Here is a 24,109-nt window from a genome sequence, read left to right on the forward strand (position 1 = left end):
AACAATACCGCCTGCGGTAGATTCTTGACATGAGAACAACCTATCGAGACGTACTGCGTGGGATCGCTTACGACAACCATGGCTATGTCACCACCGCAGATGCAGTGAGCGTCGGCGTGCCCGCCGTGGAATTGCCAAAGCTCACAGCCCGCGGCGGCCTCGATCACGTCGGATACGGCCTCTACCGTATGACCGACATTCCTCCGACGGACGATGATCAGTTCGCCGAAGCGACCTTGCGCGCAGGAGACGATGCCTACCTCCGCGGAGAATCCGTCCTCGCCCTCCTCGGCCTGGGGGACGTGAATCCTACGAAGATCACCGTGGGCACCGGTCGTCGTGTCCGCCGTGCAATGCCCGCCTATGTGAAGGTCACCCAGGCGCGGGTCGGAACGAAGGTAACACGCTACCGCGGGATCCGCGCCCAGCAGCTCAGCGAGGCTCTCCTCGAATGTCTGGGCCGGGTCCCCAGCACGCGACTGCGAGAGGCGGCAGTCAAGGCCCGCGCTGAGGGACTGCTGACTACGGCTGAGTGGAACCGTATGCGCAAGGAGCTCGCCGCATGAGCTATGCGCCGCAAGCCTCGTAGTTCATTACTGTGCGTGGCGTAGCGTTCAGCCAGTTGAGCTTTACTGATACCCGCCCGCAACCCCACCAGAGTGATCCAAGAGGGTTCTAGCGTCATGACAGTTCAACGATCCTAAGTTCGACGTCGTCTTGCGGTCCGATTGGACGATGAGAGATGTAAAGATCCGACAACTCAGCGAGTGGCAGGAATATCCCGCGTGTCCACTGAGTGACGCTGCCATCAATCAAGCATCCGTTGCCTATTGCACTGAAGGGCTCCACCCGTGGCCGGGCCGCGACGCCGTCCTGTTCAAAGGGCTAAATCGGCAGTTACCTTTACCAAAGGTGAATCGCTAGCCTTATTTTCGATGTTGAACCTTGGAAGGTGAATTCGTAATTGATTCCACTTCCAAAAGGTCAAGGAGGGCAGCACGCAATTCTTTCCAGGTTGCATGCCGTTGTTCTAAGGCCTCGCGCCCTGCCCTAGTCAATTCATATCGTTTTCTGGGCGGACCTGTTGGGGACAATTCCCACCGGTGCTGCACCAACCCTTGCCTGCTCAGTCTGCCCATCAGCGTATACAAATCACTTTCGCACGCCAGTAGCTCATGCGCGTCTCGCAACTGTCGTGTCATCTCGTATGCGTGAGCGGGTCCTTTCCGGAGGACCGCTAACACTGCGAACACAACGAGTGCACGACGAATGCTGCTTCGATCTCCGGCCTGCCCCCAGCTAACCATCCACGAACGGTACCTCCTACAGCGTTGTAGAGCAAAGTGAGATCTCACTTAGGTTCAACGCACAGAGCAATTCGGCTTTGAAACCAATGACAAGGCTGGGCCATCAGGCCCTCCTTCGCAGAGGGGGAACCATGCAGAGCAAAACTCTTTCCACCCAACCACGTACAGGTACAAGCAACGCCAAGAACAAGCGGTTTAGGAGTACGCTACTGGCTGCGAGCATCGCAGTCGGAGCCGTACTGACTCCACTCGCCGTGGCGCCGGCCCAAGCTTCTACGGGCGGTGTTGATTACTTCTGCGCAAGCAGTTGGGGTACGACTGTTTGGAATGGGCATGACCCGTATGCGTGCAGCGGCACGCTGACAGGATATCGGGACGGCTACAACGTAGGCTCCGTTAATATAGTGCAGCTGATCGCAGATCAACCTCCGCGAACCGAGATCGACTTGAACCAGTGGTGCACCAGCAACTCATTTTCCTGCATGATGGTGGGCGGAGCATTTTGGGCCTTCGTCAGCGGCGTCTGGGGCGCTGCAACTAGCTGAGATTCAACCGATATGACGCTACCACAGCACTTTTGCCGTGGTAGCGTCATTCCATGAAAGTGACTCCTCGAATGCGTCGCACTCTAATCGTTTTCCTAGCGGGATTCGTCCCGTTCGCCGTATTTTGGCCGATTTATGGCGCCCTTGCTGCATTTGGTATCGGCGTCGTCGTAGCGGGGGCAGCCATGGCCCTGGACGCCGTGCTAATTTCGCGTCGAAAAACCCGCCGAGAAGCCTAGAACTGGCGCCCTGGGCGCTGGACGGGCGGGCCTTTATTTTGGCAGGCCGTGCCGCGGGGCGGAATAGTTAGGCCAATACTCGATCCTCGGGAGTCTGGCCACGTCCATCGAACGTAGAAACGGCCGTCACCGTGCTCCTGTTTCGGGCGGACTCTTCGACGGCGGTCAGCACCCGTTGGATTTGGAGCCCGTCAGCGAACGACGGCGAAGGCGCCTCGCCCGCGCTGATGGCCACCAGGAAGTCCCGAATCTGGTGCGTGAACGTGTGCTCCCAGCCGATGATGTGGCCCTGTGGCCACCACGCTTCAAGGTACGGGTGTTCGGGCTCGTTGACCAGAATGCGGCGGAAGCCCTGCTCCCGCACAGGGACAGTAGCATCAAGGAAGTTCAGCTCATTGAGATCTTCCAGGTTGAACGTCAGTGCACCTGCTGTGCCGTAGACCTCGATCTGGAGGCTGTTCTTCTGGCCAGTGGCCACTCGGGACGCTTCGACGGAGGCTCCCATGTCCCCGGTAAGCCAGAATGTGGCCCACGCGGCATCATCCACCGTGACGTCCTCCAACCCTTTCGGACCTGGACGCTGTGTCACGAAGGTTCGCAACACACCCGAGGCTTCAAGCACCGTCTGCCCGGTCAGGAACTGGATTTGGTCGATGGCGTGGGTGGCAATATCACCCACAGCCCCGGAGCCTGCGGTCTCCTTGCGGAGCCGCCAGGACATCGGAGCCTCAGCATCCGAGAGCCAGTCCTGTAAATAAGCAGCCCTAATGTGGCGGATGGTGCCCAGGCGGCCTTCCGCGATCAATTCGCGTGCCAGTGCAAGAGCCGGAACCCGACGGTAGTTGAAACCGATCATCGACTGCACACCGCGGGCCTTCGCGGAAGCAGCCGCTTCCGCCATTAACTCGGCCTCCGCCAACGTGTTGGCTAACGGCTTCTCCACGAGCACGTGCTTGCCAGCCTCAAGCGCGGCGATGGCGATTTCGGCGTGCATCCAGCCCGGCGCGCAAATATCGACGATGTGGATGTCATCCCGTTCGATCACGGCACGCCAATCCGTGGCGGACTCGGCCCAGCCGTACTTGGCGGCGGCCTCGGCTACCAGGGAGGCGTCCCGACCAACGAGGACTTTCTGCTCGAAGGCCGGGACGCCGAAGAAGCTGGCCACGTTCCGCCACGCATTCGAATGGGCCTTCCCCATAAAGGCGTAGCCGATGGCGGCCACGCCCAGCGGACCGGATGAAGGGGTGCCGGACGGGTGTGCGGGGGTGGTCATGGTGCTCCTGGAAGTTGCGGCGTATTGGATGGGGGTGGCGCGATAGGGCCTAGTCTTTTTCGAACCAGCCCCGGGCAGGGTTCGAAACCTCCGGCACTTCCCGGAACTGATCCGGCTGAGCCACCCAGCCGACACCGTTGGCGATGACCTTCTGGATCTGCGGCTGGTGGTACACCGGGTATTCCTGGTCGCCAGGGCTGAAGTAGAAGATCCGGCCCTTGCCACGCGAGAACGTCACGCCGGAGCGGAACACCTCGCCGCCCTCAAAGGAGCTGATAAAGATCAGGTCATCGGGTTCCGGGATGTCGAACAGCTCGCCGTACATTTCCTGTTGGGGAATAACGATAGGGCTTTCAACGCCAGCAGCAATCGGGTGCGAAGGCTTGACCGTCCACACGAGCTCGCGTTCGCCCTCGTTGCGCCATTTCAGGGAGCAGGTGGTCCCCAACAATCGAGTGAAGATCTTGGCGAAGTGCCCGGAGTGAAGGACCACCAAGCCCATGCCGCCGAGTACGTGCCGCTGCACGCGTTCCACTACTTCGTCGCTGACTTCCTGGTGTGCGATATGCCCCCACCACAGCAGCACGTCGGTCTGTTCCAGGACTTCTTCGGAGAGTCCATGCTCGGGATCGGCCAGGGTGGCTGTCGAGATTTCGGAGTCCGGGTAGTAGGCCCGGAGTCCCGCGGCTATGGCGCCGTGGATACCTTCCGGGTACATCTCCCCGATGGTTGCAGGCTCGTTTCGTGCCTCGTGAACCGCTTCGTTCCAGACAACGATCTTGAGTTTGGAATCAGACATTTCAGAGCACCACTTCACGTTGTTCGAGGGCGGATTTGTAGCAAGCATCGAGCACCAGGGCTCGGCTGAGGGCAAGCGAGCCGTCATGGCTTCCCCACACCGTCTCGCCACCGCGCACGGCGGCAATAAAATCGTCGACGACGGCCTGGTGGGCTCGCCCGGGTTCAGCCACCACTTCGAAGTCGGCGTTTTCGCCGTCCTTCTCTGTGAAGACGTGGACGTCCGCTACCGGGTTCTCGGAGGCGCCGACCGAGCGCAAGTCCGCTCCGCCGTCGGTCCCGTAAACGGTGAAGTCCATCAGGTCCTTCTCGTCGCGGTAGGTTGCCCATCCAGCTTCCAGGATCAAAGTACCGCCGCTTTCCAGCCTGATGAACGCGGATGCGAAGTCTTCCACTTCAAATTTATGACTGGAGTTCGACGCCGTATAGCGCGCGTTGCCGCCGAGGCCTCGCGGCCCGAGTTCGGAGTGGGTCGATGCCGAGACCGCCAGGACCTTCGGCTCCCCCAGCAGATGAAGGGAGTAATCCAGCACGTGGACGCCGATGTCAGCCAGCGGACCACCGCCAGCGAGCTCAGGATTGGTAAACCAGCTGCCCAGCATCGGAATCCCCTGGCGACGGAGCCACGACGCTTTGGCGTAGTACGGACGTCCCAGCGTGCCGGCGTCGATCACTTCCTTGAGCGCCTGGATATCGCCGCGGCGGCGGTGGTTGAACGCAACGTCCAGGACGCGTCCCGCCTTCCGGGCGGCGTCCACCATCGCTTGGCCTTCGACGGCGTTGCGTGCGATCGGCTTCTCGCTCAGCACATGCAGTCCCCGCCCAAGCGACGCAATCGCGATGGGCGCGTGCAGGAAGGTGGGCACGGCGATGCTGACGGCGTCGAGGGCCTCAAGCTCGATCATGTCCTCCCAGCGGGCGAACACGTGAGGAATGCTGTACTCCTCCTTCAGCTGGGCAAGAAGGTCTTCTTCCATACCCGCGACGGCGACAATTTCGACGCCGTCGATGTTGCTGTACGCCTTGAGGTGCTGCTGGCCGGCCCAACCGATGCCCACAACTCCCACCTTGAGGTTTGTGGACGGGACCTGCTGCTGAATGCTCACGTTGTTCCTGTTCTTTCTGTGGTTTTGTTGGTTTGCTGACGGGCTTAGCCCTTGACCGCGCCGGCCGTCATTCCGGAAACGATGCGCTTCTGGCACACGAGCACCAGGATCACGAGCGGCACGGTGATGATCACCGACGCGGCGCTGATGGTGCCCAGGGGTTGGTCGAACTCGCTGGTGCCGCTGAAGAACGCAATGGCCACCGGGACGGGGCGGGATTCCGGCGAGGTGGTCAGCGTGACGGCCAGGAGGAATTCGTTCCACACCGAGATGAACACCAGGATCGCCGTCGTCGCCAGGCCGGGGACGGCCAAGGGCAGGATGACTTTCCGGAAGGCGACAAACGGTGTGGCGCCATCCATATACGCGGATTCCTCCAGCTCACGCGGGATCTCCTTGAAGAACGACGTCAGCGTATAGATCGCCAGAGGCAACGCGAACGTCAGCTTCGGGATGATGAGGCCAAGCAAGGTGTCGTACAGGCCGATTTCGCGCCAGATGGAGAACATCGGGGCCGCGATGGCGATGGCCGGGAACGTGGTCACCGAGAGGATCAGCGTCAGGATCATCGCCTTGCGGCGCATCTTCAGCCTGGCCAGCGCATAGGCGGCGAAGGACGCGAACACCAGTGCCACCGTTGTAGTCACGACGGCGATAATCACCGAGTTGCGCAAGGCCAGGAGGAATTCGGGGTTCTGGAAGACCACCAGATAGTTCTCGAGGGTCGGCTGGCTCGGGAAGAGCTCGCCCTGGGCAAGACTCGCGCCCTTCTTAAGGGAAGTGTTCACCAGCCAGTAGAACGGGATGAGCGAGAAAGCCATGACGGCCACCACGAACACCCACACCATGGGATGCAGTTTCGATTCCCCACGCAACCGACGCTTCGGCGCCTTGGGGCGCGAGGCGAGTTCCGGCGTCGGGCGTTCTGCAGTCAACGTGCTCATTGTTCCTCCTTCGCGACGTCGCGGATGTTGCCGCCGGCGAAGCGGACGTAGATGACCGAGACCACCATGACGGTGAGGAAGGTCAGGATGGAGAGCGCCGATCCTTCGCCCACAAGCCGGTTTTCGCGCAGCTGGGTGTAGGCGAGCATGGACATGGATTCGGTACCGTTGGCGCCGCGGGTGCGAACGGCAGGTCGAAGACGCGGAGGGCATCCATGGTGCGGAAGATCGCGGCGAGGACGATTGCCGGTCGCAGGAGCGGCAGGGTGATGTTCACGAAGGTTTGCCATTTGCTGGCGCCGTCGAGTTCCGCGGCCTCGTACGTTTCGGCGGAGATGACCTGCAGGCCGGCCAGGATGATCAGAGCCGCGAACGGGGTGGTCTTCCAGACGTCGGCCATGACGATCACGGCCATGGCGTAACCGTGCTCACCGAGCCAGACGACGTCACCCCCGGGCAGTCCCAAGGTGGAAAGGACGTTGGTGACCAGGCCCATGTTGGGCTGGAACATCGTTTGCCACGTGATCGCGCTGACCACGGTGATGATCGCGTACGGCAGCAGAACCACGGTGCGCAGGAAGGCGCGGCCCTTGAACGCGAGGTTGAGCAGCAACGCCATGGCGGTGCCGAGGATGAGTTCTAAAGAGACCGACAGGCCCGCGAAGAGGAAGGTCTGGCCGAACGCCGCCCACCACTCAGAGCTGGTCAGGGCAGTGATGTAGTTTTCCAGGCCGACAAAGCGGGACAGGCCTGCAGTGCGGACGCTGTACTGGTTCAGTGAGAGCCAGATCGCGTAGCCAATGGGGACCGCCGCGACCAGCGCCATGATGACCAGCGACGGAGCGGTCATGCGGAGGGCGAGCTTCCGCTCCGCCCGGTCGCGGCCGCTTGGTGCCCTGCCGCCAAGTGCGCCGCGTCTCGGTTGAAGTGTCTTGGTGGCCATGATCAGAAGCTCGCCTTAGCGGTGGTGATTTCCTCGGCCATGCTCTTCACGGCGTCCTCGGTGGAGGCGGTGCCGGAGAGGACGGCGTAGACGTTCTTGTAGATCGCCTGGCTGATCTGCGGGTAGACCGGGGAGATCGGGCGCGGCTTGGCACCCTTCACGGAGGCGAGGAGTTCGGAGGCGAACGGCATCTTCTGCAGCCCGGCCGGGTCCGAGTAGGCGGCCTCGTTCACAGGTGCCTGCGAGTAGTCCATGGCCACGTGCTTCTGCCAGTCCGGGGTGGTGGCGAAGTCGATGAACGCGACAGCCCCGGCCTGGTTGGTGGAGTGGGCCGAGATCGCCAGGTTCCAGCCGCCCAGCACGCCGGAGGCCTTGCCGCCTTCCCATGCCGGCAAGGGCGCGACGCCGAAGCTGGAAGCCAGCGGTGTCGCGTTGAGCAGACGGTACACGTGCGGCCAGTTGCGCTGGTATCCGAAGTCGCCGGACTCGTAGGCGAGGCGGGCAGGGTCTTCGTTGTAGGTGAGGACGGCGCGGTCGGCTGAGCCGTCCTTGAGGCCCTTGCTCATGAAGTCGAGCACTTCGCGGGTCTCTGGCGAGTCGATCTTGACGTTGCCTTGGTCATCGAGGATTTCGCCGCCTGCGCTGTAAAGCATTTCGAGGAAGTTCACAGTGAGGCCCTCGTACTGCTTGCCCTGGTAGACGAAGCCGTTTCCGGGAGCTTTGGCGGCTTCTGCGTAGAGCTGCTGCCAGGTCTCGGGCTTGGCTACCTTGTCCTTCTGGTAGTAGATCAGTCCGGCGTTGGTGAAGAACGGCGAGCTCCAGTACTTGTCCTCATACTTGGTGGTTTCCACAGTGGAGGGAATGAGCCGGTCTTTGTTGGCCTCCACCAGCTTGGTCTGGTCCAGCAGCCAGCCCTGGGAGGCGAACTCGGAGGTCCAGATGACGTCGGTGATGAAGAGGTCACACTCCGTGGACTTGCCCTCGAGCCGCTGCACGATCTGCGTGCGGGCTTCATCCGTGGTGGCGCCGATCTCCGTGTACTTGGCCGTGACCTTGCCGTTCGCCTTGGTGAACGCCTCAGCCGTGCCCTTGTAGATGCCGCTCGCGTCCTTCACGCCGCAGATGTTGACGTCGCCGCTGGCGTTAGCGCCCGACGCCGGATCGGCAGCTGCCGCTTGCTCGGTACCTTGGGGCGCTGCTCCCCCGCCGCACGCGCTGAGCAGGAGGGCTGCTGCTATTGCGGTGACTGCCAGTGCTTTTCGGTTTCGAGGTGATGCGGCGCTGTTCTGGCTCTGGAGCGGGGAAGCAGGTCGGTTCAAGTCCACAAGTGGCTCCTTTGGTGGCTGTGGGCGGTTGAGTTCAGCGCGCGTTTTGGCTGTCCCGCGTGCTGAGGGTGACTTCTTTGCCGGTGGTGCGGTTGATCCATGGAATCGATTCCAAATGTGTTCAAAAGAATCGGCCTTGCGGCCCGTGGAATCGATTCCAAAATAGTGTGACAGGGGCCACTGAGGGCTGTCAACCCTCCTTATTTGGTGGAGTCCCTGATGACGAGTTCGTGCGGGAGGAAGGTTCTTCCCTTGCGATGCGAGCCCTCGACGGTCATCCGTTCCAGGAGCTCAGCGAAGGCTACGCGGCCCATTTCGTAGGCCGGCTGCCTTACGGTGGTGAGCTCGGGGACGCACATTTCTGCCTGGGCCGAGTCATCGAAACCTGCGACTGCGATGTCCTCCGGAACTCGTAGTCCGGCGTCGGTGAGTTCACGGACGCAACCGGCTGCAACTACGTCGGTGCCGCAGAAAACTGCGTCGGGGAGGTCTTCTGTTTCCAGGAGTTTCCTCGTCAGGCTGCGGCCGGCGTGGAACCCGAAGTTGCCTTCGCCGAGCAGAATCTGAGCTTCTTCCAAGCCCGACTCCGTCAGTGCCTGGCGGAAGCCTTCCTCGCGCAGCCGGCCTGAGCGGGCTCCCCTATGAGCGAGCATGGCCAGCTTCTTTGCACCTGAGTCGATCAGGTGCTTGGTGATGTCGTAGGCTGCCTGACGGTCGTCGATGGAAACCCCGAATGCCGCCTCGGCGTCGACGATTTCACAGACCTGAATGACGCTGAGTTGTTCGGCGACTGCGTTGACGTCGTCGTCCGGCATGGTGGGTGAGAAGATCACTAGCCCGTCCACGGAGCCGTTGCGCAGCATATCCACGAGCTGCTGTTCGCGGTCCAACTCCCCGTCGGTAGCTGCGATGAGGCTGACGTAGCCGGAGTCAGCTGCAGCGTCGCCTACACCTCGGAAGACTTCACTGATCACCAGCGAGTCCAGGTTCTTGGCGAGGGCCAGGACGCGCATTGTGCGGTCGCGACGGAGATCCCGCGCCGAGGCGAGAGGACGGTAGCTGAGCTGCCGGATAGCCGCATTGACCTTCTCTTTGGCCGCCTCGCTGACAGCCGGGCTTCCGTTCAAGACGCGCGACACCGTCCCTACGGACACACCCGCCGTCTTGGCGACATCCTGAACTGTCGGCCGAGCCATTCGTGCGTCCTTCCGCGAGCAGTCAAGATGGTCGTTGCCGCCACGTCCTGCGGCGCCCACCGGCGTTCTCAGCTTAGCTGGCTGGAACCGCGACCCTGATCCACAGGGAATACCTACACTTGATCAGCGCAAGCCGTAATCAACAATTGCAGCCTACCCAAATTTCAGATGGATCTAATGACTTGAACAAAACCAAAGCACCCCAGGGGATCGAACATGGCACGCACGCCGTCTAGTCGTAAGACTTCAATCTGACCCACCTTCGCACCTCGTCAATGAGAACACCCCGCACGTCTAAGACGGTTCGATCGTCAGGCGAGGCGGGTTTGAAAGTTCCAATCAAGTTGATAGACTCGATCGCATCGTACCGAGAGGAACCGCCATGGCATTCAAGATCTTCGAGAAGGGAAGTTCACCAGCTTCCTCGATCCCCAGCGTAACCATTCAGAAGAAGGGCCTGTTCTCTTTGAATGAGGCGGCGGCAAAACTCCTTGGCGAGCCCGAGGCCATACAGTTCCTCTGGGATGAGGATGAGCGCCTGATAGCCTTGAAGGCTGTCCATCCGGAGGCTGCAAACGCTCACCCGACACGTCGTCAAGCAAGTCCAAAGTCAGCCAAGGATGTCAATAAGGGACCAATTATTGTTACTGGAACTGCGTTCACTAAGTTCATTAATCTCGATACCTCCCAAGCGCACCGATGGATGCCCCGCTTAGAAGACGATCTGTTGATCATCGACCTAAAGGTGGATGGTCAGCTCGTGATCTCCAACCGAACACGCGGTCAGAAAATGCACACCACCGAAGGCTAGACAGACCAAGTGCTCAGGGAAGAACTTTCTGACTGCTCAGGAGAGGCTGGATAGGCATACCATGCGGAGCGCGCCATGAGCGGTCACCTTTTCGCCGACGAAACCAAACAGAACGGCTACCTTATGGTCGTCAGCGCCATCCTGCCCTGTGATCTAAATCAGTCGCGCCGGACTGTGAGGGACCTCGTACTGCCGGGGCAGCGCCGATTGCACATGAAGAACGAAAGCGATTCCCGTAAGAAACTGATCCTTTCCACCCTTGGACGTATGGCAGTTGAGGCTGTGGTTTATGACGCTGGGAAACGCTATCGCACACAGCGCGAGGCTCGAGCAGCATGCCTACAAACCATCGTCAAGGACGCCGCCCTCAGAGGCCACACTGGACTCACGTTGGAGATCGATCAAACTCTCGAGCAATGGGACAAACAGAATCTGATCGAGGCGACTCGTGCAGCCGGCTACACCATGCACTACGGCCACGAAACCGCTTCCGCTGAATCGCTCTTAGCCATCCCTGACGCCCTTGCGTGGGCCTACGCAAAGGGAGGCGATTGGAGGCGCCGTGCTGGCATCACACAGATAAGAACTGTCTAGGAAGAAACGCAAAGCCCGAGCGCCTCGGTCGTCCGGCCGGGTCTCGGGCTCACTTCCCACGCTCACCGCGCTGGGCAATAACAGACTATCGTCATAGGGCCAATTGTCCAACAGTAATCCTTGACTCAGAGAAAGCCCGTTCGGCTGGGGTTCTTCGGAACTCGCCCTCAGACCGGTGGCGCGAACAAGCCGGTGGCGCGAACAAGCGATTTGCCCACAGCCCGTACCTCGCCCTCTTCTCTCCCCATGAACAAAGCGGCACGGGTATATCGCGAAGATGTGAAACTGTGACGCGGCTCACCGAGCGGATCATGAAGCACGAAGGGATGGCGCCGCCCGACGACCGAGCCAACGAGTCTTCCACACGGGCACAACGCGAAACGCTAACGGCCGGTCGCCATCACCAATAGCAGTGCTGGATCACCAAGAGCAGGTTAGACTCCCCACTTATCCACGACGATACGATGGTAGCCACGGACACAGCCGCGCTGCGTTCCGCCCGTGCAGGCGGTTACCCGCCGGGACCCATAAATGGTTGGCGTTCAGCGCTCCAATTAGAATCAGGTCGAGGCGCTCATCCCTCATCAGTCTTGTCATCCGACCAATGATGACCTGTGAGCCCTAACGATAGCCGTTCGCTGCCCACCATATTGACTACTTTGTCGAAGAGGTCCCTGCGGAGGATCAAGTCTGCGCCATGTACTGCGGGCACCAGATCGCTGTAACTGCCGTCGTGGATAAGGAAGCTTCCCCACTGTCTACAAAGTGCGGCCGGGCCAGCATCGTCAACCAGGAGGTAGCGGTCCGCCGGGGACGCAGGGCGAAGAGCAAGCGCAGCGACAACTTCGATTCGGGGTGACAAAAGGAAAGGATGCAAGCCCGCGCCACGCTGAGGTCCGACCCGCCGTTCGTTCTGATCGGCTAAAGCGACAATCGGTCCACGGGCTAAACTCAGAGTCTTTCGCGCCCGTTGACTGTCGAGCCCGGGCATAAGGTCACCGTAGTGCCGAACCCATAGATCAGGAGGAGACGCGGAAAGAGGGTAACTGCCAGCTGACACTGAAGCGTCTGTTTCAAGTCCCGTAACGACAAAGAGATTCCGCGCTGGGGCTGCTGGGTAGTCGATAGCTAGCGTTCGCATGCGTTCGATTAGGGCAAGCTGCACCCAGCCCCGGTAGGGGTTCTCTTCAACGAGTACACCTCTGGAAAGCACCTCTGTGAGGTTGCGGGTTTTTTCTAGAGCTACGGCTTCACTGGGGGGCCACAGCATGTCGTTTCCGAGCCACGGCACCGGATCAAGGGACCACCGGATGTCTTCGGCCCGAGTAACGGGGCGTGCGACTTGCGAGGCTTCGTCACGCAGCGACCACATGCCAGTGAGGCTGAGGTCCTGCGCGATTTCCTCCTCGATTGCGGTCGGATCCCCAATCAGACCCATGCCGGCTAATGTCGCACGGACTCCTGCGGCGGCTACTTGCAGCTCGTCTTCTGCCGCTTCTTCATCAGCAAAGAAGGCGTCCGGAATCCGTTTACTGTGGCCTGAACGGAGATGTTCGAACTGCTGCCTAACACGTTCGCTTACAACATCGACTCTTCTTGCTATGCCAGCAACGACGTCCTCAAATAATCTGGGGTACTCCCCAATCTCGTCAAGTCGGTCAGCGAGCATTTCATTTACTAACAGCTGCGCATCTTCGAGAGAACCGCGATCAAGTCCATTCGACGGACGTTTAGACTGGGCTCGCGGCACAGTAGCCGGGGGATGGGCGACGTTCTGCTTTTGGGACCGCAGAATTTTTGAGGCAAGCACCCTGACAGACAACTTCTCAGATTGCGATAGTCTGTCCAGTGCCTCTGACAAACTCCGAGATAGTTCGCCAGACGGCAGGAAATCAGCGACTATTTCTAGCAACCAGGTCATACGACCGGCGTCAAGCCGATGACCGAGGAGGGGAACAAGCGCCTGCTGTGCCACCTTGGGACGAGCCGCGATGAGGAGAGCCGCAGCAAGTAGAGCCCGCCTGAGGTCCGATCGTTTAGGTTGTGAGATGGCGGCTAACGACAACGTGGCAAGAGCAACATCCAGTTCCCCATCAGAATCAGGAATTGGTGTTGCCTTGTAAATATGGTGCGCCTTTTCTGCTTCGCCGTGCATCCGATCCAGGAGGACGTCGCAGCCTGCATTCCAACAATCAATAGCGGTACCATCTGGCTGTCTACTGGGTTGGGCTGCTAAGGCTGCAACAATAGATTGGGTCACCCCATAAGTACTCTCTTTTCCTAGGGTCATTATCGTTATAACTGCCTGCGCTAGGGTGCGCTCGGCAGTTTCGGCATCGAGGAGATGAGCCTTTATCCAGAGGTTGACCCGTTCGGTGCCTGCAAAGCGGCGCCACCCTCCCCCTCCTCTAATTCGCGTGAAGGCGAGTACCAGACAGTAAGAGGCGACTGAGTTCAGATCAGTTGTTGCGCTTCCGCAGCGCGCCGCTAGGCCTTCACCCAAGAGAGCGAAGACTTCGTTATCTGTATAGACAGATAGTTCCCGTGCCACGTCATCCAGAAGATCAATACCGCTTTCACGGCCTCCCGTTTGCGTAGCTTCGAACACGCGCCAGCCGACGGCATTTACGAGGGCGTCAATGTTCCACCGTGGTGCGTACGCGTTATGACTGTAGTCCTTCCTTGCGTAGTCTCGGGCCGCAGCTACGGCACCTGCTGCTCCTTCCGGGAGGTCTGGCCGCTGAGCGTCAAGAAGTCGCTGTTTTAGGTCCGCCGCCGTAGGAACAGCGTCTTTAGCGAGACTGTTGCGTCTCTGGTTATTGTGTGCCTTGCGTATCCCAAACTCGGATCCGCCAAGCGCAAGGACCTCTGAGATTAGTTCTGACGTTGCAACCGACTGGGTTCTTTCACCAGCGTACATTAGCGGCTGATCGTCGTAAGATGCTGCCACGTTATTGGCGTAACTGGTGATCACGGAACTACTGGCAGTACTTGTCCCGATTTCAGTTTGCAGCCGTTTCAGAAGTAAAAGGTCGGTATTAGGGTCACGCCATGTAGTTCCGGCAGCAAGTCGTAGCGAGGCCAGAGCAATCGGGTCGGCAGCTTTGACCTGCGTTTCGAGTAGCTTTTCGTAGACAGTCTGCGCCCTGGCGTCTTCAAAGCCAGGCTCGGCAACAAGAACATTTGCAGCGTCACGGGCTGATGCGATTGGGTCAACGCTCGCGAGCGTTTCCCACCATGAGTTTGGAACGTTTGAAGTTCCGCGGCCGTCGGTGTGTTGTCGGACTAGGTATGAAGCATCAAGGATTCTTGCCAGCGATTTCCTCGCTGACTCTACATCCACGGCCGCGAGGTCCTTGATACTGTCCATGAATTCGTAGATGGTGGGGTCTTTATGCCCGCCGTAACTGGCCAGTAGTTTCGCCGCTCGCCGCCAACATTCCATGGCCTCGTTGGTCGCACCAGCACCGACGCATATACGCGCAGTTGCGAGTTCGAAGTCTGCCATCACCGAGTACATCGTGTTTGCGTCGTTGCGCCGTTGCCTAATCACTCCAAGGACTTGGTGGACGGCTTGTACACCAACGTCATCGGCAACACGGCTGAGAATCGCAAGCAAATCATTAGTCGCCAGTGGGCCATTCTCTGCCATTCCCATTAGGGATGTCGTCGTGCCATCGCCGATTGCAATGAGGTTGTCGACCACGGCCTCTAAATCCGCTGACTCCACGACTTTCAAGGACTGCTCTACGACGTCGTGAATTAGCGGGTGAACGAAATAAAGGTCACACGCTCGAGGCGTGCCCGTAAACGGTTGTGCATGTACCACGAGTTGCTCAAGAGCAACTCGAACGGTCTCAGATGCAGTTTGGGCCTTGATTACCCCCTTTTTAACGTCATCAGCGATTCCCACAGTTGCGGCAGCAAAACGCAGCCATGCCCGGTAGAAGCCACTGCCACCTAGCTGACCGATGAGCCGGACTGGTATTGACGAATCGATCTCGCGTGCGAGAGTAAGCAGTCCTAGCCAATTGTGAACCGCCTCGAATTGTGCACTAGGAGCATCCAATATCGTCTTTGTTGAGACGTGGAGATGCTCTTCTAGATTGCTAAGGCCGAGCCCTGAGAGCACCTTCTGCGGTGTTATGCCGTGGGATAGGTACCTAATGATGTTGGCGGATGGTGACAAATGCCATGCGCTGTCGGCAAGCTCCGAGGGATCGGGGAGGCCAATGGTTCCCTCAGTGGCCAGCTGTGCTAGTGCGAGATAAACATGGGCAGTCCTATCTGAATCAGTCATCTTGGCGACGACATCGATCATCATCCCCGGAGGTAAACACACTGAAAAGACCTCGACAAGTGCTTTAAGGTCTCCGACCGACTTACCGTCCAAGTTCGCTGCAATCTTGTCTATTAGACCAGGTTTAATGCCATTTTTTTGACCGGTCAGACGAAGCGACCCGAGTTGAATTGCAAGGTGGAGTGAGTCATCGCTGTCAGACGAGTAAGTGACGCTTTCACGTTCTTTGGCATTTTTGTGTGCTCGAAGGTAGGCGTCCCAAGGCGCTGATCCGCCTGCCCGATCTACGGATCGACATAACCTAAGTCCCCAGCGAGCTGAAAATGTTGGGCGCCCCTCATAAAGAAGGCGTTCTGCAACGACGTCAGGTCCAAGGATCGACACAACCACGTCCGCATACTCGATGAGGGTGTCGGATAGCGCCTCAGATTCGTATGTGTCGATTGATTTCCAGGTTTCGATGCATGCCGTGAGGGACGGCCAATCAAGGCGGGTTGCGCTCTCTCTGGCTAAAGTGCTAACCACATGCTTCAACGCCTCTGGTGGCTGCAGCATCTGAATTGCATTAGCGACAAAACCCGGTTTGATCAGTTCCTTGAGCTCAGTATATCGGTCGAGACGAACTAGAAGTTCAGGTAAATGCCTGAATGCCCTGGCATCCGAGAAGAATCCCTTAGCGGCTAACCATGCAGCGGCTTTTTCCCTAATCGTTGTAATCCACGCCTCAGGTTGGTCCCTCAGTATGTGCCGACTGAAGGACTCATGATGTATCTTCAAACCTCCTAACCCTGGTTGTGAGTTCAAAACTGGAGCCAACTTGGTAAGGGCACGTTCGAGAATCAAGGACGCCTCGGGGAGCATTTCGCTCAATTCGCTGGCGGTCAACGCGAAATCGCATAGCGCAAGGGTGCCGATAGCGAGCTCTTGATCTCCAGTGAGGTCTGCAAGAAGGTAACCGTAGTAAGCATCAAGGTCATTGGCTGTTGATGGCACCAGGCCTAGACGGTGGATGACTTCCTTAGCTGTGATCGCACTCTGGTCCGCGTCCAAGGGTGAGATCTTCGCCCCATACCGGCAAAGGTATGTGGCGTAAAGCGCATTTCCACCGGACCGGTCATGCAAGAGATCGATCAGATTGCGTTCCTCGGTGGGCACGGTGGAAGGTCCATCGGTTGCCCTCTCCTGACCCACCAATCGGTGCCGAAGAGCTAAGTCACGTATCTCGTTCCACGACATGCGTGGCATCTGGACTGTGTGGCCGGTGGACGGACGGGCGTCACGCAGATGCGAACCTGGCTGGCTGGCGATGACCAAGCACACTCCCGGCGGAAGTTCGATAGCTGCCAACTGATCGACTAGTACCTGAGAGGGATCTAAGCGGTCTTTAGACGTTCTGCCCAGGACTCTGTCAACATGATCGAGACCATCGACAATAAGTAGGACTTGCCGCGTCGGGTATCTCTCTTGGCAGGCTGCCAGGGCCGCCTCCAGCGCCTCTGTAGTTGCAGCGAATCTTGGCCTCAGGTTGGCGGTCGCAAGGGGGGCGGCTTGCTCAAGCTGCCGGAGTAGGCTTCCGACCACAACCTCAGTGAGCGCTCGCTTATCCCGATCAACGTCGTTTGCCCCCAGCCAGCAATGATGGCGAGCAACAATCCAATGTGATGCCCTATAGGACGCGGCAAGTTCCTGGCACAGCCAAGATTTGCCTGCTCCCGGCTCGCCAGTCACCACTATTCGTCCTCCTCTAGGAGAAACCAAACTGACATGCCGTCGCATATCAGTGACGGCGCGGACACGCGAGACGGCCAGGTTGGTTTCGATAGGGTGCCCTTCGGCAACAGCACCGAAATCGACGGTAAGTCCAATGCGCGGCACGACGTCACGACGAGCGACGCTTCCCTGCAACGTACGCGCCGCAGTTGCCGCATAGGCAAGCGAAAGGGCGACGTCTTCCGGTGCTCGCTCCGCGTTTGGCGGTCTTCCAGCACCAAGCTCTTCCATAACTCTGCGTAGTAAGGCACGCTCAGCTGGACCTGGAGTACTCATATCGACCGTGCTTGACGGCGCGTTTGTGTCCACTATCAGGTGAGTACACACGCTATCGAGTTCACTGTCGGATAGATGCTCAACCAGTTTCTTCCACGGTGATCGAGAACGAAGTTGTTCTCTGTCGAAACGAAAGCTCTGAGTCTTGAACCCGGGAAGGGGATCACCAGGGTCAGTACTGGACCCCACCGGCTTCAGGACCTCTGCCAGATCCTGGTCTGGAGTTCCATCGCGGACCACTACTCGATAAACCGTCCCAGGATGTTTGGCTAGGTCAACTAGGAGTGAATCAGAAAGAATGTTAAGTTTGAGACTCCGGCTATCAGCCGAGAAGCTTGCCTTGGAAAGTTCGCGATCCTGCGTTGTGTGTTTGATTTGAATACGGACACGGCGGTTATCTTCGTAGCGGATAGTCAGATCATCAAACCTGTCTCCGTCAAATCCTTTGACGTCGACATCTATTGCCGTGGCCGTCCCCAGAAGCAGGTCGACCAGCGCGATGCCCGTAACCAGATCCTGGTATGTATAACCATGGTGTGTCGCTCGTAAACTCACGTTTGCTATCCTTCTACCTCGATTAAAAGGTCACTCGACCACAGCTGTGGAGACACCGCTGACGAAAGCCTACTGCGTTCCGCCATGGACAATGTCTCGCAGGTGGGATGAGGTGGCTGTTATAGGTCAGATCGGAGCTGTACGCAGCCAAGCTGTTGTTAGACCAATGGTTAAAGCGACGAGTATGCCGCCGCAAGCCAACCATTTCCCTAATTGCCATTCGAACATCCGCTAATCATGTTCACCGTGGTCCTTCGCCGGAAAGGGGCTTGATTCCGCTGCGGCGCGCTCAAACGCGAGTGGCTATACACCGGGGGGCATCTTCCACCTAGGAAATCTGTGTGAACGCCGCACCGCTTTATTCTGAAGAAGCCACGATTGAGCCTTTGGGGTCGATCATTAATTCATGCCTAGTTCCTCGTCGCCTCTCAATCCGATCATTCCGTGGTCCCCTCCGTCGGACACCTTCACGTTGTTCGATGGCCCGATTGAGTATCGGGTGGGTTCTCGCGCCAGTCGTCCAGTAGAAGGGAGGATCCAACTCACCCTGCGCGCTGGATCGCGTCTCCTATGGCTCCTAAATCCTCAGCAGGAAATGGAGTGGGATGACGCGAGGGAAGACGGCACGGGAGAGGAACCGGAGGGGCTCATGTTCACGTTTCTCAATCGCCAAGTCCTGCTACGCGTGTTCCACACATCGGACGGGCGCGGCATTGTGATGAATCCGTCAGAATCAGACCACGTTCATGAAGGCCTGGAGCGAGTTCTCGTGCACTGGGCTAACTTGCCCCCCATCCCCTTGACTGAGATGCTCCGCCAATCGTTTGAGGACGGCGGATCAGTGGAATGGTCCGGCAGGCATGTCCTGCAGCTTGGATCGTGGAAGTGTCGAATCGACGCTCGCCCTAACCTTGCAGAGGTGTTCAGAAGCGCCAAGACCGACTACCTCAGCGTCAATACCCACTTAATGGAGGTCAGGAGGGCGGACGGAGCGCTATTTTCCTCCTCGGAGGTTGCCGCGTTCCTCGTTGGATTGCAATTCGGCATGAGCTTCGCCTTGAGTAGGTGGACCGCCCCGGTCCTCCCCGTGGGCTTCACTGACCGAGGAGAAGCGGTCTGGTCCTCCTGGGCGTCGTGGCACATCGACCCGCCAATGATGGGTTCTGGCCGATGGTGGGTTTCTCACCGACCACAGGACTTGTGGTCGTTCTTGGAAGTGTGGGTTTCTCGTTGGGACGTCGCCGACGAACGACATCACCTGTCATTTCTTGTTAGCTCCGCTTTGGCGGCAGGTGAAGGGGTCTTCGTTGAACAGCGGTTGATGACAAGCCTTGCCGCAATTGAAAAACTTTCATGGATCACAGAGGTCAGCTGTGATGTTCTTACAGAAGAAACTTGGCGACGAAAGGGCGCCCCCTGGCGGATCCGTCGGATGCTCAGAAGAGCCCGCATCCCGATTGAAATTAGTACAGAGAGAACACCCCTCTTGGCCCAATACGCTAATGATTTCCAGCTGTGTGATGGGGCCAAAGTAATCGCAGAGATCAGAGATCGTCTTACGCATCCAAAGAGGACCGAGGACCTCTACGACCGGCCAGGTCTACTTGCAGAAGCTTCCCGCCTCGCCCGCAAATATCTCGATCTACTGCTTCTCCACTATGTTGGCTATGAGGGTCAAGTCTCGGACCGTACACGTGTCCACGGATGGGAAGGCGAATCCGAACTCGTCCCATGGAGGCTGGGTCCATCACAGCCCTCTTCGTCCACCGGCAATTCTGCCACGGAATCTTAGTTCTCCGTCTTGCTGTTGGATCTGGTCCCCGAGTGCATGAGACCGCGCGCAAACTTGGACCATCTTCATTTCCGCGATCAACGAAGGGGCGGCGGGTCAAGCCTTCGCCGATGTCGGCCGACGACGCTTCAACGGATTTAGGAGCAGTGCCGTCGAGATTTGAAATCCTGCCCCTTGCGTGTCTACGGAACCGGTCCCTTCCCGATGAGGACGGCCTTGATGGCGTTCGGGGCCGCCGGCCCTGCTTTCCGCATTCGCCTTACGGCTCCACTAGTAAGTGCTGCCGGGTCACGGTGCGTCGAACGGCCTCGGCATCACCAGGAGTCACCAATCATGCAGGGCACCCTCCACCACCAGAACGAATGCCCATGCTCCATCCCTGAATCGGTGTCCTTAGCAAACCAGCTTCTGGTATCCCAAACCAGCGCCTCCCCACGCACCCCCTTGACTCCCACTCCCACCTTCTCTAGACTTTTCATAAAGCAGAATCTAAATTCCACAAAGCGGAAACTGAAGCCAAGCATCGAGGCAGCAGCCAAGCACCCCCGAAGATAGATCAAAGCCCCTCCTCGGAAGGACCTACGATGACGTACACAGTGAACTGCTCCATCCTCCTGACGGAACTGCCCTTGCTCGAGCGCCCCGCCGCCGCGAAGGCAGCCGGTTTTGACGCCGTCGAGTTCTGGTGGCCCTTCGAGACCTCCGTCCCCACCGACGCACAAGTAACCGAATTCGAGAACGCCATCAAGGACGCCGGCGTTCAGCTCACGGGTCTGAACTTCAACGCCGGCAACATGCCTGGCGGGGATCGCGGCCTGGTCTCCTGGCCTGCACGCTCCACCGAGTTCCAGGACAACATCGACGTTGTCGCCGGCATCGGTGAGCGCCTCGGCTGCAAGGCCTTCAACGCCCTCTACGGCAACCGCATCGACGGCGAATCGGCCGAGAAGCAGGACGCCATCGGTGCCGAAAACCTCGCAACCGCAGCGGCCGGCGTCGCCCGCATCGGCGGCACGGTCCTCCTCGAACCGGTCAGCGGCGCACCCAAGTACCCGCTCCTCACCGCCGAAGACGCACTCAAGGTCATCGCCCGAGTCAAGGCAGAATCCGGTGCACAGAACATCAAGCTCCTCGCCGACTTCTACCACCTGGCAGTCAACGGCGACGACGTCGAATCTGTCATCGAGAACCACGCCAAGGACTTCGGCCACATACAGATCGCCGACAACCCCGGCCGCGGCGCTCCCGGAACCGGCACGCTCCCCCTCGGTGAATGGATCGCCCGCAGCCGCGAACTCGGCTACGCCGGCTACATCGGCCTCGAGTACAAGGAACCGCAGGAATCGGCTTTCAGCTGGGCCATCCGCCAGCGCGCCAACGCCAACTAAGCACCGGGCTCCCAACTAAGTAGCAGCAGAGCACGTTTAGAACCCTCAAAACGCGCACTAATGCGACCTAGTTGGGTAAGCACAGCCGGGTTAAAACACGCCCGGGAAACAGACACACACACAGACTTCCCCAGAAAGAGAACCACAATGAGCAACGTTGCAGTCATCGGACTCGGAATCATGGGCCTCCCCATGGCCATCAACCTCGTCAAGGCCGGCCACACGGTCACCGGTTTCAACCGCAGCCAGGACAAGATCGACAAGCTCGTCTCCGAGGGGGGCCAGGGCGCCACGAGCATCGCGGACGCTGTCAAGGACGCCGACGTCGTCCTCACCATGGTCCCGGACTCCCCCGATGTTGAGGGTGTTGTCAGCGGCAAGGACGGCGTCTTCGCCAACGCGAAGAAGGGCACCCTCTGGATCGACGCATCCAGCATCCGCCCGGATGTCGCCAAGCGCCTCTCGGACGAGGCCACAAAGGCAGGCATCCGCCCGCTCGACGCACCGGTATCCGGCGGCGAACAGGGCGCCATCGACGCCGTCCTGTCCATAATGGTCGGCGGCGAAGCAGCAGACTTCGAGGCAGCACAGGATGTCCTCAACGCAGTGGGCAAAACCATCGTCCACGTCGGCCCGTCCGGCTCCGGCCAGACCGTCAAGGCAGCCAACCAGCTGATCGTGGCCGTCAACATCCAGGTCCTCGGCGAGGCCATCGCCTTCCTTGAGGCCTACGGCGTAGACACCGACGCAGCACTGAAGGTCCTCGGCGGCGGCTTGGCCGGCTCAAAGGTCCTCGACCAGAAGGGTCAGAAGATGCTCGACCGCAACTTCGACCCCGGCTTCCGCCTGGCCCTCCACCACAAGGACCTCGGCATCGTTACCTCCGCAGCCCGCGAGGCCAACGTCGCTGTCCCGCTCGGCGCAGTCGTCGCCCAGCTGGTCGCCGCAACCGTCAACCAGGGCGATGGCGGCCTCGACCACTCGGGCCTCTTCAAGCAGGTCCTCCAGCTCAGCGGCCGCAAGTAGCAGCCCGGCGCTAAGGCGCCAACAGAAACGAAAAGTAGGGAACCCGCCGTCGTACTTAAACGACGGCGGCTCCCTCACCACACCCAAAAACACCACAGTCTTCGCCCGCAAGGGCAAAAAACAAGGAGTACACCATGGCTAAGATGCGCACCGTTGATGCGGCAGTCGCCATCCTGGAAAAGGAAGGCGCCACAGAGGCTTTCGGCCTGCCAGGCGCAGCGATCAACCCCTTCTATTCCGCAATGCGTGCCCACGGCGGCATCCGCCACACGCTGGCCCGCCACGTTGAAGGCGCCAGCCACATGGCTGACGGCTACAGCCGCGCAGCTGATGGCAACATCGGCATCTGCATCGGCACCTCGGGCCCCGCAGGCACGGACATGATCACTGGCCTGTACGCAGCCCAGGCCGATTCGATCCCCATGCTCTGCATCACCGGCCAGGCACCGGTTGCCAAGCTGCACAAGGAAGACTTCCAAGCTGTGGACATCGAGTCCATCGCCAAGCCGTTGACCAAGTTCGCCATGACCATCCTGGAACCGGGCCAGGTTCCCGGCGCTTTCCAGAAGGCTTTCCAGCTGATGCGCTCGGGTCGCCCGGGCCCGGTTCTGCTGGACCTGCCCATCGATGTTCAGATGGCCGAGATCGAGTTCGACATCGACGCTTACGAGCCCCTGCCGGTGGAGAAGCCCAAGGCTTCCCGCAAGCAGCTGGAAAAGGCCCTGGACCTGCTGACCGCTGCCAAGCACCCGCTGATCGTTGCCGGTGGCGGCATCATCAACGCCGGTGCATCCGCTCAGCTGGTTGAGCTGGCCGAGATCCTGAACGTTCCGGTTATCCCCACGTTGATGGGTTGGGGCACCATCCCGGACGATCACCAGCTGATGGCCGGCATGGTTGGCCTGCAGACCTCGCACCGCTACGGCAACGAGACGTTCCTGCAGAGCGACTTCGTGATCGGCATCGGCAACCGTTGGGCCAACCGCCACACCGGCGGCCTGGACACCTACACTGCCGGCCGCAAGTTCGTTCACATCGACATCGAGCCGACGCAGATCGGTCGCGTGTTCTCGCCGGACTTGGGCATTGCGTCCGACGCCGGTGCGGCGCTGGACGGACTGTTGGAACTGGCACGCGAGCGTAAAGCCGCAAACGAACTGCCGGACTACTCGGGTTGGGTTGCCGAGTGCCAGGAGCGCAAGGGCTCCCTGCACCGCAAGACCAACTTCGACAACGTGCCCATCAAGCCGCAGCGCGTGTACCAGGAGATGAACAAGGCTTTCGGCCGCGACACCACGTACGTGTCCACCATTGGCCTGTCGCAGATCGCCGGCGCACAGATGCTGCACGTGTTCGGTGCCCGCAAGTGGATCAATGCGGGCCAGGCCGGCCCGCTGGGTTGGACCGCTCCGGCTGCTCTCGGCGTAGTAAGGGGAACCCCGGACGCCACTGTTGTTGCCCTGTCCGGTGACTACGACTTCCAGTTCATGATCGAGGAACTGGCCGTGGGCGCACAGTTCAACCTGCCGTACGTCCACGTTGTGGTGAACAACAGCTACCTGGGCCTGATCCGTCAGTCGCAGCGCGGCTTCAACATGGAACAGAACGTTTCCCTGGCCTTCGAGAACATCAACAGTCCGGAAACAAACGGCTACGGCGTTGACCACATCAAGGTTGCCGAAGGCTTGGGTTGCAAGGCCATCCGCGTTGAGGACCCGAACGATCTGCCGGCCGCTTTCGACAAGGCCAAGGCACTGATGGGCGAGTTCAAGGTTCCCGTGGTTGTTGAAGTGATCCTGGAAAAGATCACCAACATCTCCATGGGCGTTGAGATCAACGGCGTGAACGAGTTCGAAGAGCTGGCAGAAACCGCGGCGGACGCTCCGACCGCGATCCTGACCAAGGCTTAAAGGAAAAG

General features: G+C 59.5%; 16 protein-coding genes and 1 pseudogene. 8 read left to right on the forward strand and 9 right to left on the reverse strand.

All coding sequences use genetic code 11. The features are described from left to right. Nucleotides 1-29 precede the first annotated feature (29 nt). Entirely contained in the window at nucleotides 30-566 is a 537-nt protein-coding gene (locus tag AC1DD7_RS03830) for a type IV toxin-antitoxin system AbiEi family antitoxin domain-containing protein (protein ID WP_477513871.1), read from the forward strand. 360 nt (nucleotides 567-926) lie between these two features. Here the strand turns inward: AC1DD7_RS03830 and AC1DD7_RS03835 are convergent, their stop codons facing one another. Beyond that, complete coding sequence (locus AC1DD7_RS03835; RefSeq protein ID WP_477513872.1) at nucleotides 927-1,307, reverse strand: PadR family transcriptional regulator; 381 nt, start codon at nucleotides 1,305-1,307, stop codon at nucleotides 927-929. A 598-nt stretch (nucleotides 1,308-1,905) separates the two neighbouring features. Here AC1DD7_RS03835 and AC1DD7_RS03840 point away from each other — a divergent pair. Continuing rightward, nucleotides 1,906-2,091: a hypothetical protein gene (locus AC1DD7_RS03840; RefSeq protein ID WP_477513873.1), complete on the forward strand. Its 186-nt coding sequence runs from the start codon at nucleotides 1,906-1,908 to the stop codon at nucleotides 2,089-2,091. A gap of 67 nt (nucleotides 2,092-2,158) precedes the next feature. On the opposite strand, the gene AC1DD7_RS03845 is transcribed toward AC1DD7_RS03840, so the two are convergent. From AC1DD7_RS03845 to AC1DD7_RS03875, 7 genes and pseudogenes are all read right to left on the reverse strand, one after another. Further along, a complete protein-coding gene (locus tag AC1DD7_RS03845; RefSeq protein WP_477513874.1) occupies nucleotides 2,159-3,367 on the reverse strand; it encodes a Gfo/Idh/MocA family protein in 1,209 nt (402 codons plus the stop codon). Between the two features lie 49 nt (nucleotides 3,368-3,416). After that, entirely contained in the window at nucleotides 3,417-4,166 is a 750-nt protein-coding gene (locus tag AC1DD7_RS03850; protein ID WP_477513875.1) for a ThuA domain-containing protein, read from the reverse strand. Nucleotide 4,167: 1 nt separating this feature from the next. Beyond that, on the reverse strand, nucleotides 4,168-5,271 hold the full coding sequence (locus AC1DD7_RS03855; protein WP_477513876.1) for a Gfo/Idh/MocA family protein: 1,104 nt from the start codon (nucleotides 5,269-5,271) through the stop codon (nucleotides 4,168-4,170). 44 nt (nucleotides 5,272-5,315) lie between these two features. After that, nucleotides 5,316-6,215, reverse strand: a complete 900-nt coding sequence (locus tag AC1DD7_RS03860) for a carbohydrate ABC transporter permease (RefSeq protein ID WP_477513877.1) — start codon at nucleotides 6,213-6,215, stop codon at nucleotides 5,316-5,318. After that, nucleotides 6,212-7,158, reverse strand: a pseudogene (locus AC1DD7_RS03865) (carbohydrate ABC transporter permease). The gene AC1DD7_RS03860 and the pseudogene AC1DD7_RS03865 overlap by 4 nt, the downstream one beginning before the upstream one ends. Nucleotides 7,159-7,160: 2 nt before the next feature. Then, on the reverse strand, nucleotides 7,161-8,483 hold the full coding sequence (locus AC1DD7_RS03870; RefSeq protein ID WP_477513878.1) for an ABC transporter substrate-binding protein: 1,323 nt from the start codon (nucleotides 8,481-8,483) through the stop codon (nucleotides 7,161-7,163). 200 nt (nucleotides 8,484-8,683) lie between these two features. Further along, entirely contained in the window at nucleotides 8,684-9,679 is a 996-nt protein-coding gene (locus AC1DD7_RS03875; protein WP_477513879.1) for a LacI family DNA-binding transcriptional regulator, read from the reverse strand. Nucleotides 9,680-10,061: 382 nt separating this feature from the next. Here AC1DD7_RS03875 and AC1DD7_RS03880 point away from each other — a divergent pair, with 382 nt between their 5' ends. After that, nucleotides 10,062-10,490, forward strand: coding sequence for a hypothetical protein (locus tag AC1DD7_RS03880; RefSeq protein WP_477513880.1), 429 nt, complete (start codon nucleotides 10,062-10,064; stop codon nucleotides 10,488-10,490). A gap of 75 nt (nucleotides 10,491-10,565) precedes the next feature. After that, nucleotides 10,566-11,084, forward strand: coding sequence for a hypothetical protein (locus AC1DD7_RS03885; protein ID WP_477513881.1), 519 nt, complete (start codon nucleotides 10,566-10,568; stop codon nucleotides 11,082-11,084). 574 nt (nucleotides 11,085-11,658) lie between these two features. Here AC1DD7_RS03885 and AC1DD7_RS03890 read toward each other — a convergent pair. Beyond that, complete coding sequence (locus tag AC1DD7_RS03890; RefSeq protein ID WP_477513882.1) at nucleotides 11,659-17,985, reverse strand: AAA family ATPase; 6,327 nt, start codon at nucleotides 17,983-17,985, stop codon at nucleotides 11,659-11,661. A gap of 595 nt (nucleotides 17,986-18,580) precedes the next feature. Between AC1DD7_RS03890 and AC1DD7_RS03895 the strand changes: the two genes are divergently transcribed. From AC1DD7_RS03895 to gcl, 4 genes are all read left to right on the forward strand, one after another. Then, complete coding sequence (locus AC1DD7_RS03895) at nucleotides 18,581-19,777, forward strand: YopA family protein (RefSeq protein WP_477513883.1); 1,197 nt, start codon at nucleotides 18,581-18,583, stop codon at nucleotides 19,775-19,777. Nucleotides 19,778-20,361: 584 nt separating this feature from the next. After that, entirely contained in the window at nucleotides 20,362-21,165 is an 804-nt protein-coding gene (locus AC1DD7_RS03900) for a hydroxypyruvate isomerase family protein (protein ID WP_477513884.1), read from the forward strand. A gap of 60 nt (nucleotides 21,166-21,225) precedes the next feature. Further along, on the forward strand, nucleotides 21,226-22,191 hold the full coding sequence (locus AC1DD7_RS03905) for a 2-hydroxy-3-oxopropionate reductase (RefSeq protein WP_477513885.1): 966 nt from the start codon (nucleotides 21,226-21,228) through the stop codon (nucleotides 22,189-22,191). 134 nt (nucleotides 22,192-22,325) lie between these two features. Beyond that, nucleotides 22,326-24,101: a glyoxylate carboligase gene (gene gcl / locus AC1DD7_RS03910; protein ID WP_477513886.1), complete on the forward strand. Its 1,776-nt coding sequence runs from the start codon at nucleotides 22,326-22,328 to the stop codon at nucleotides 24,099-24,101. Nucleotides 24,102-24,109 lie beyond the last annotated feature (8 nt).

It is taken from the genome of Paenarthrobacter sp. 10L412 (assembly GCF_056395565.1).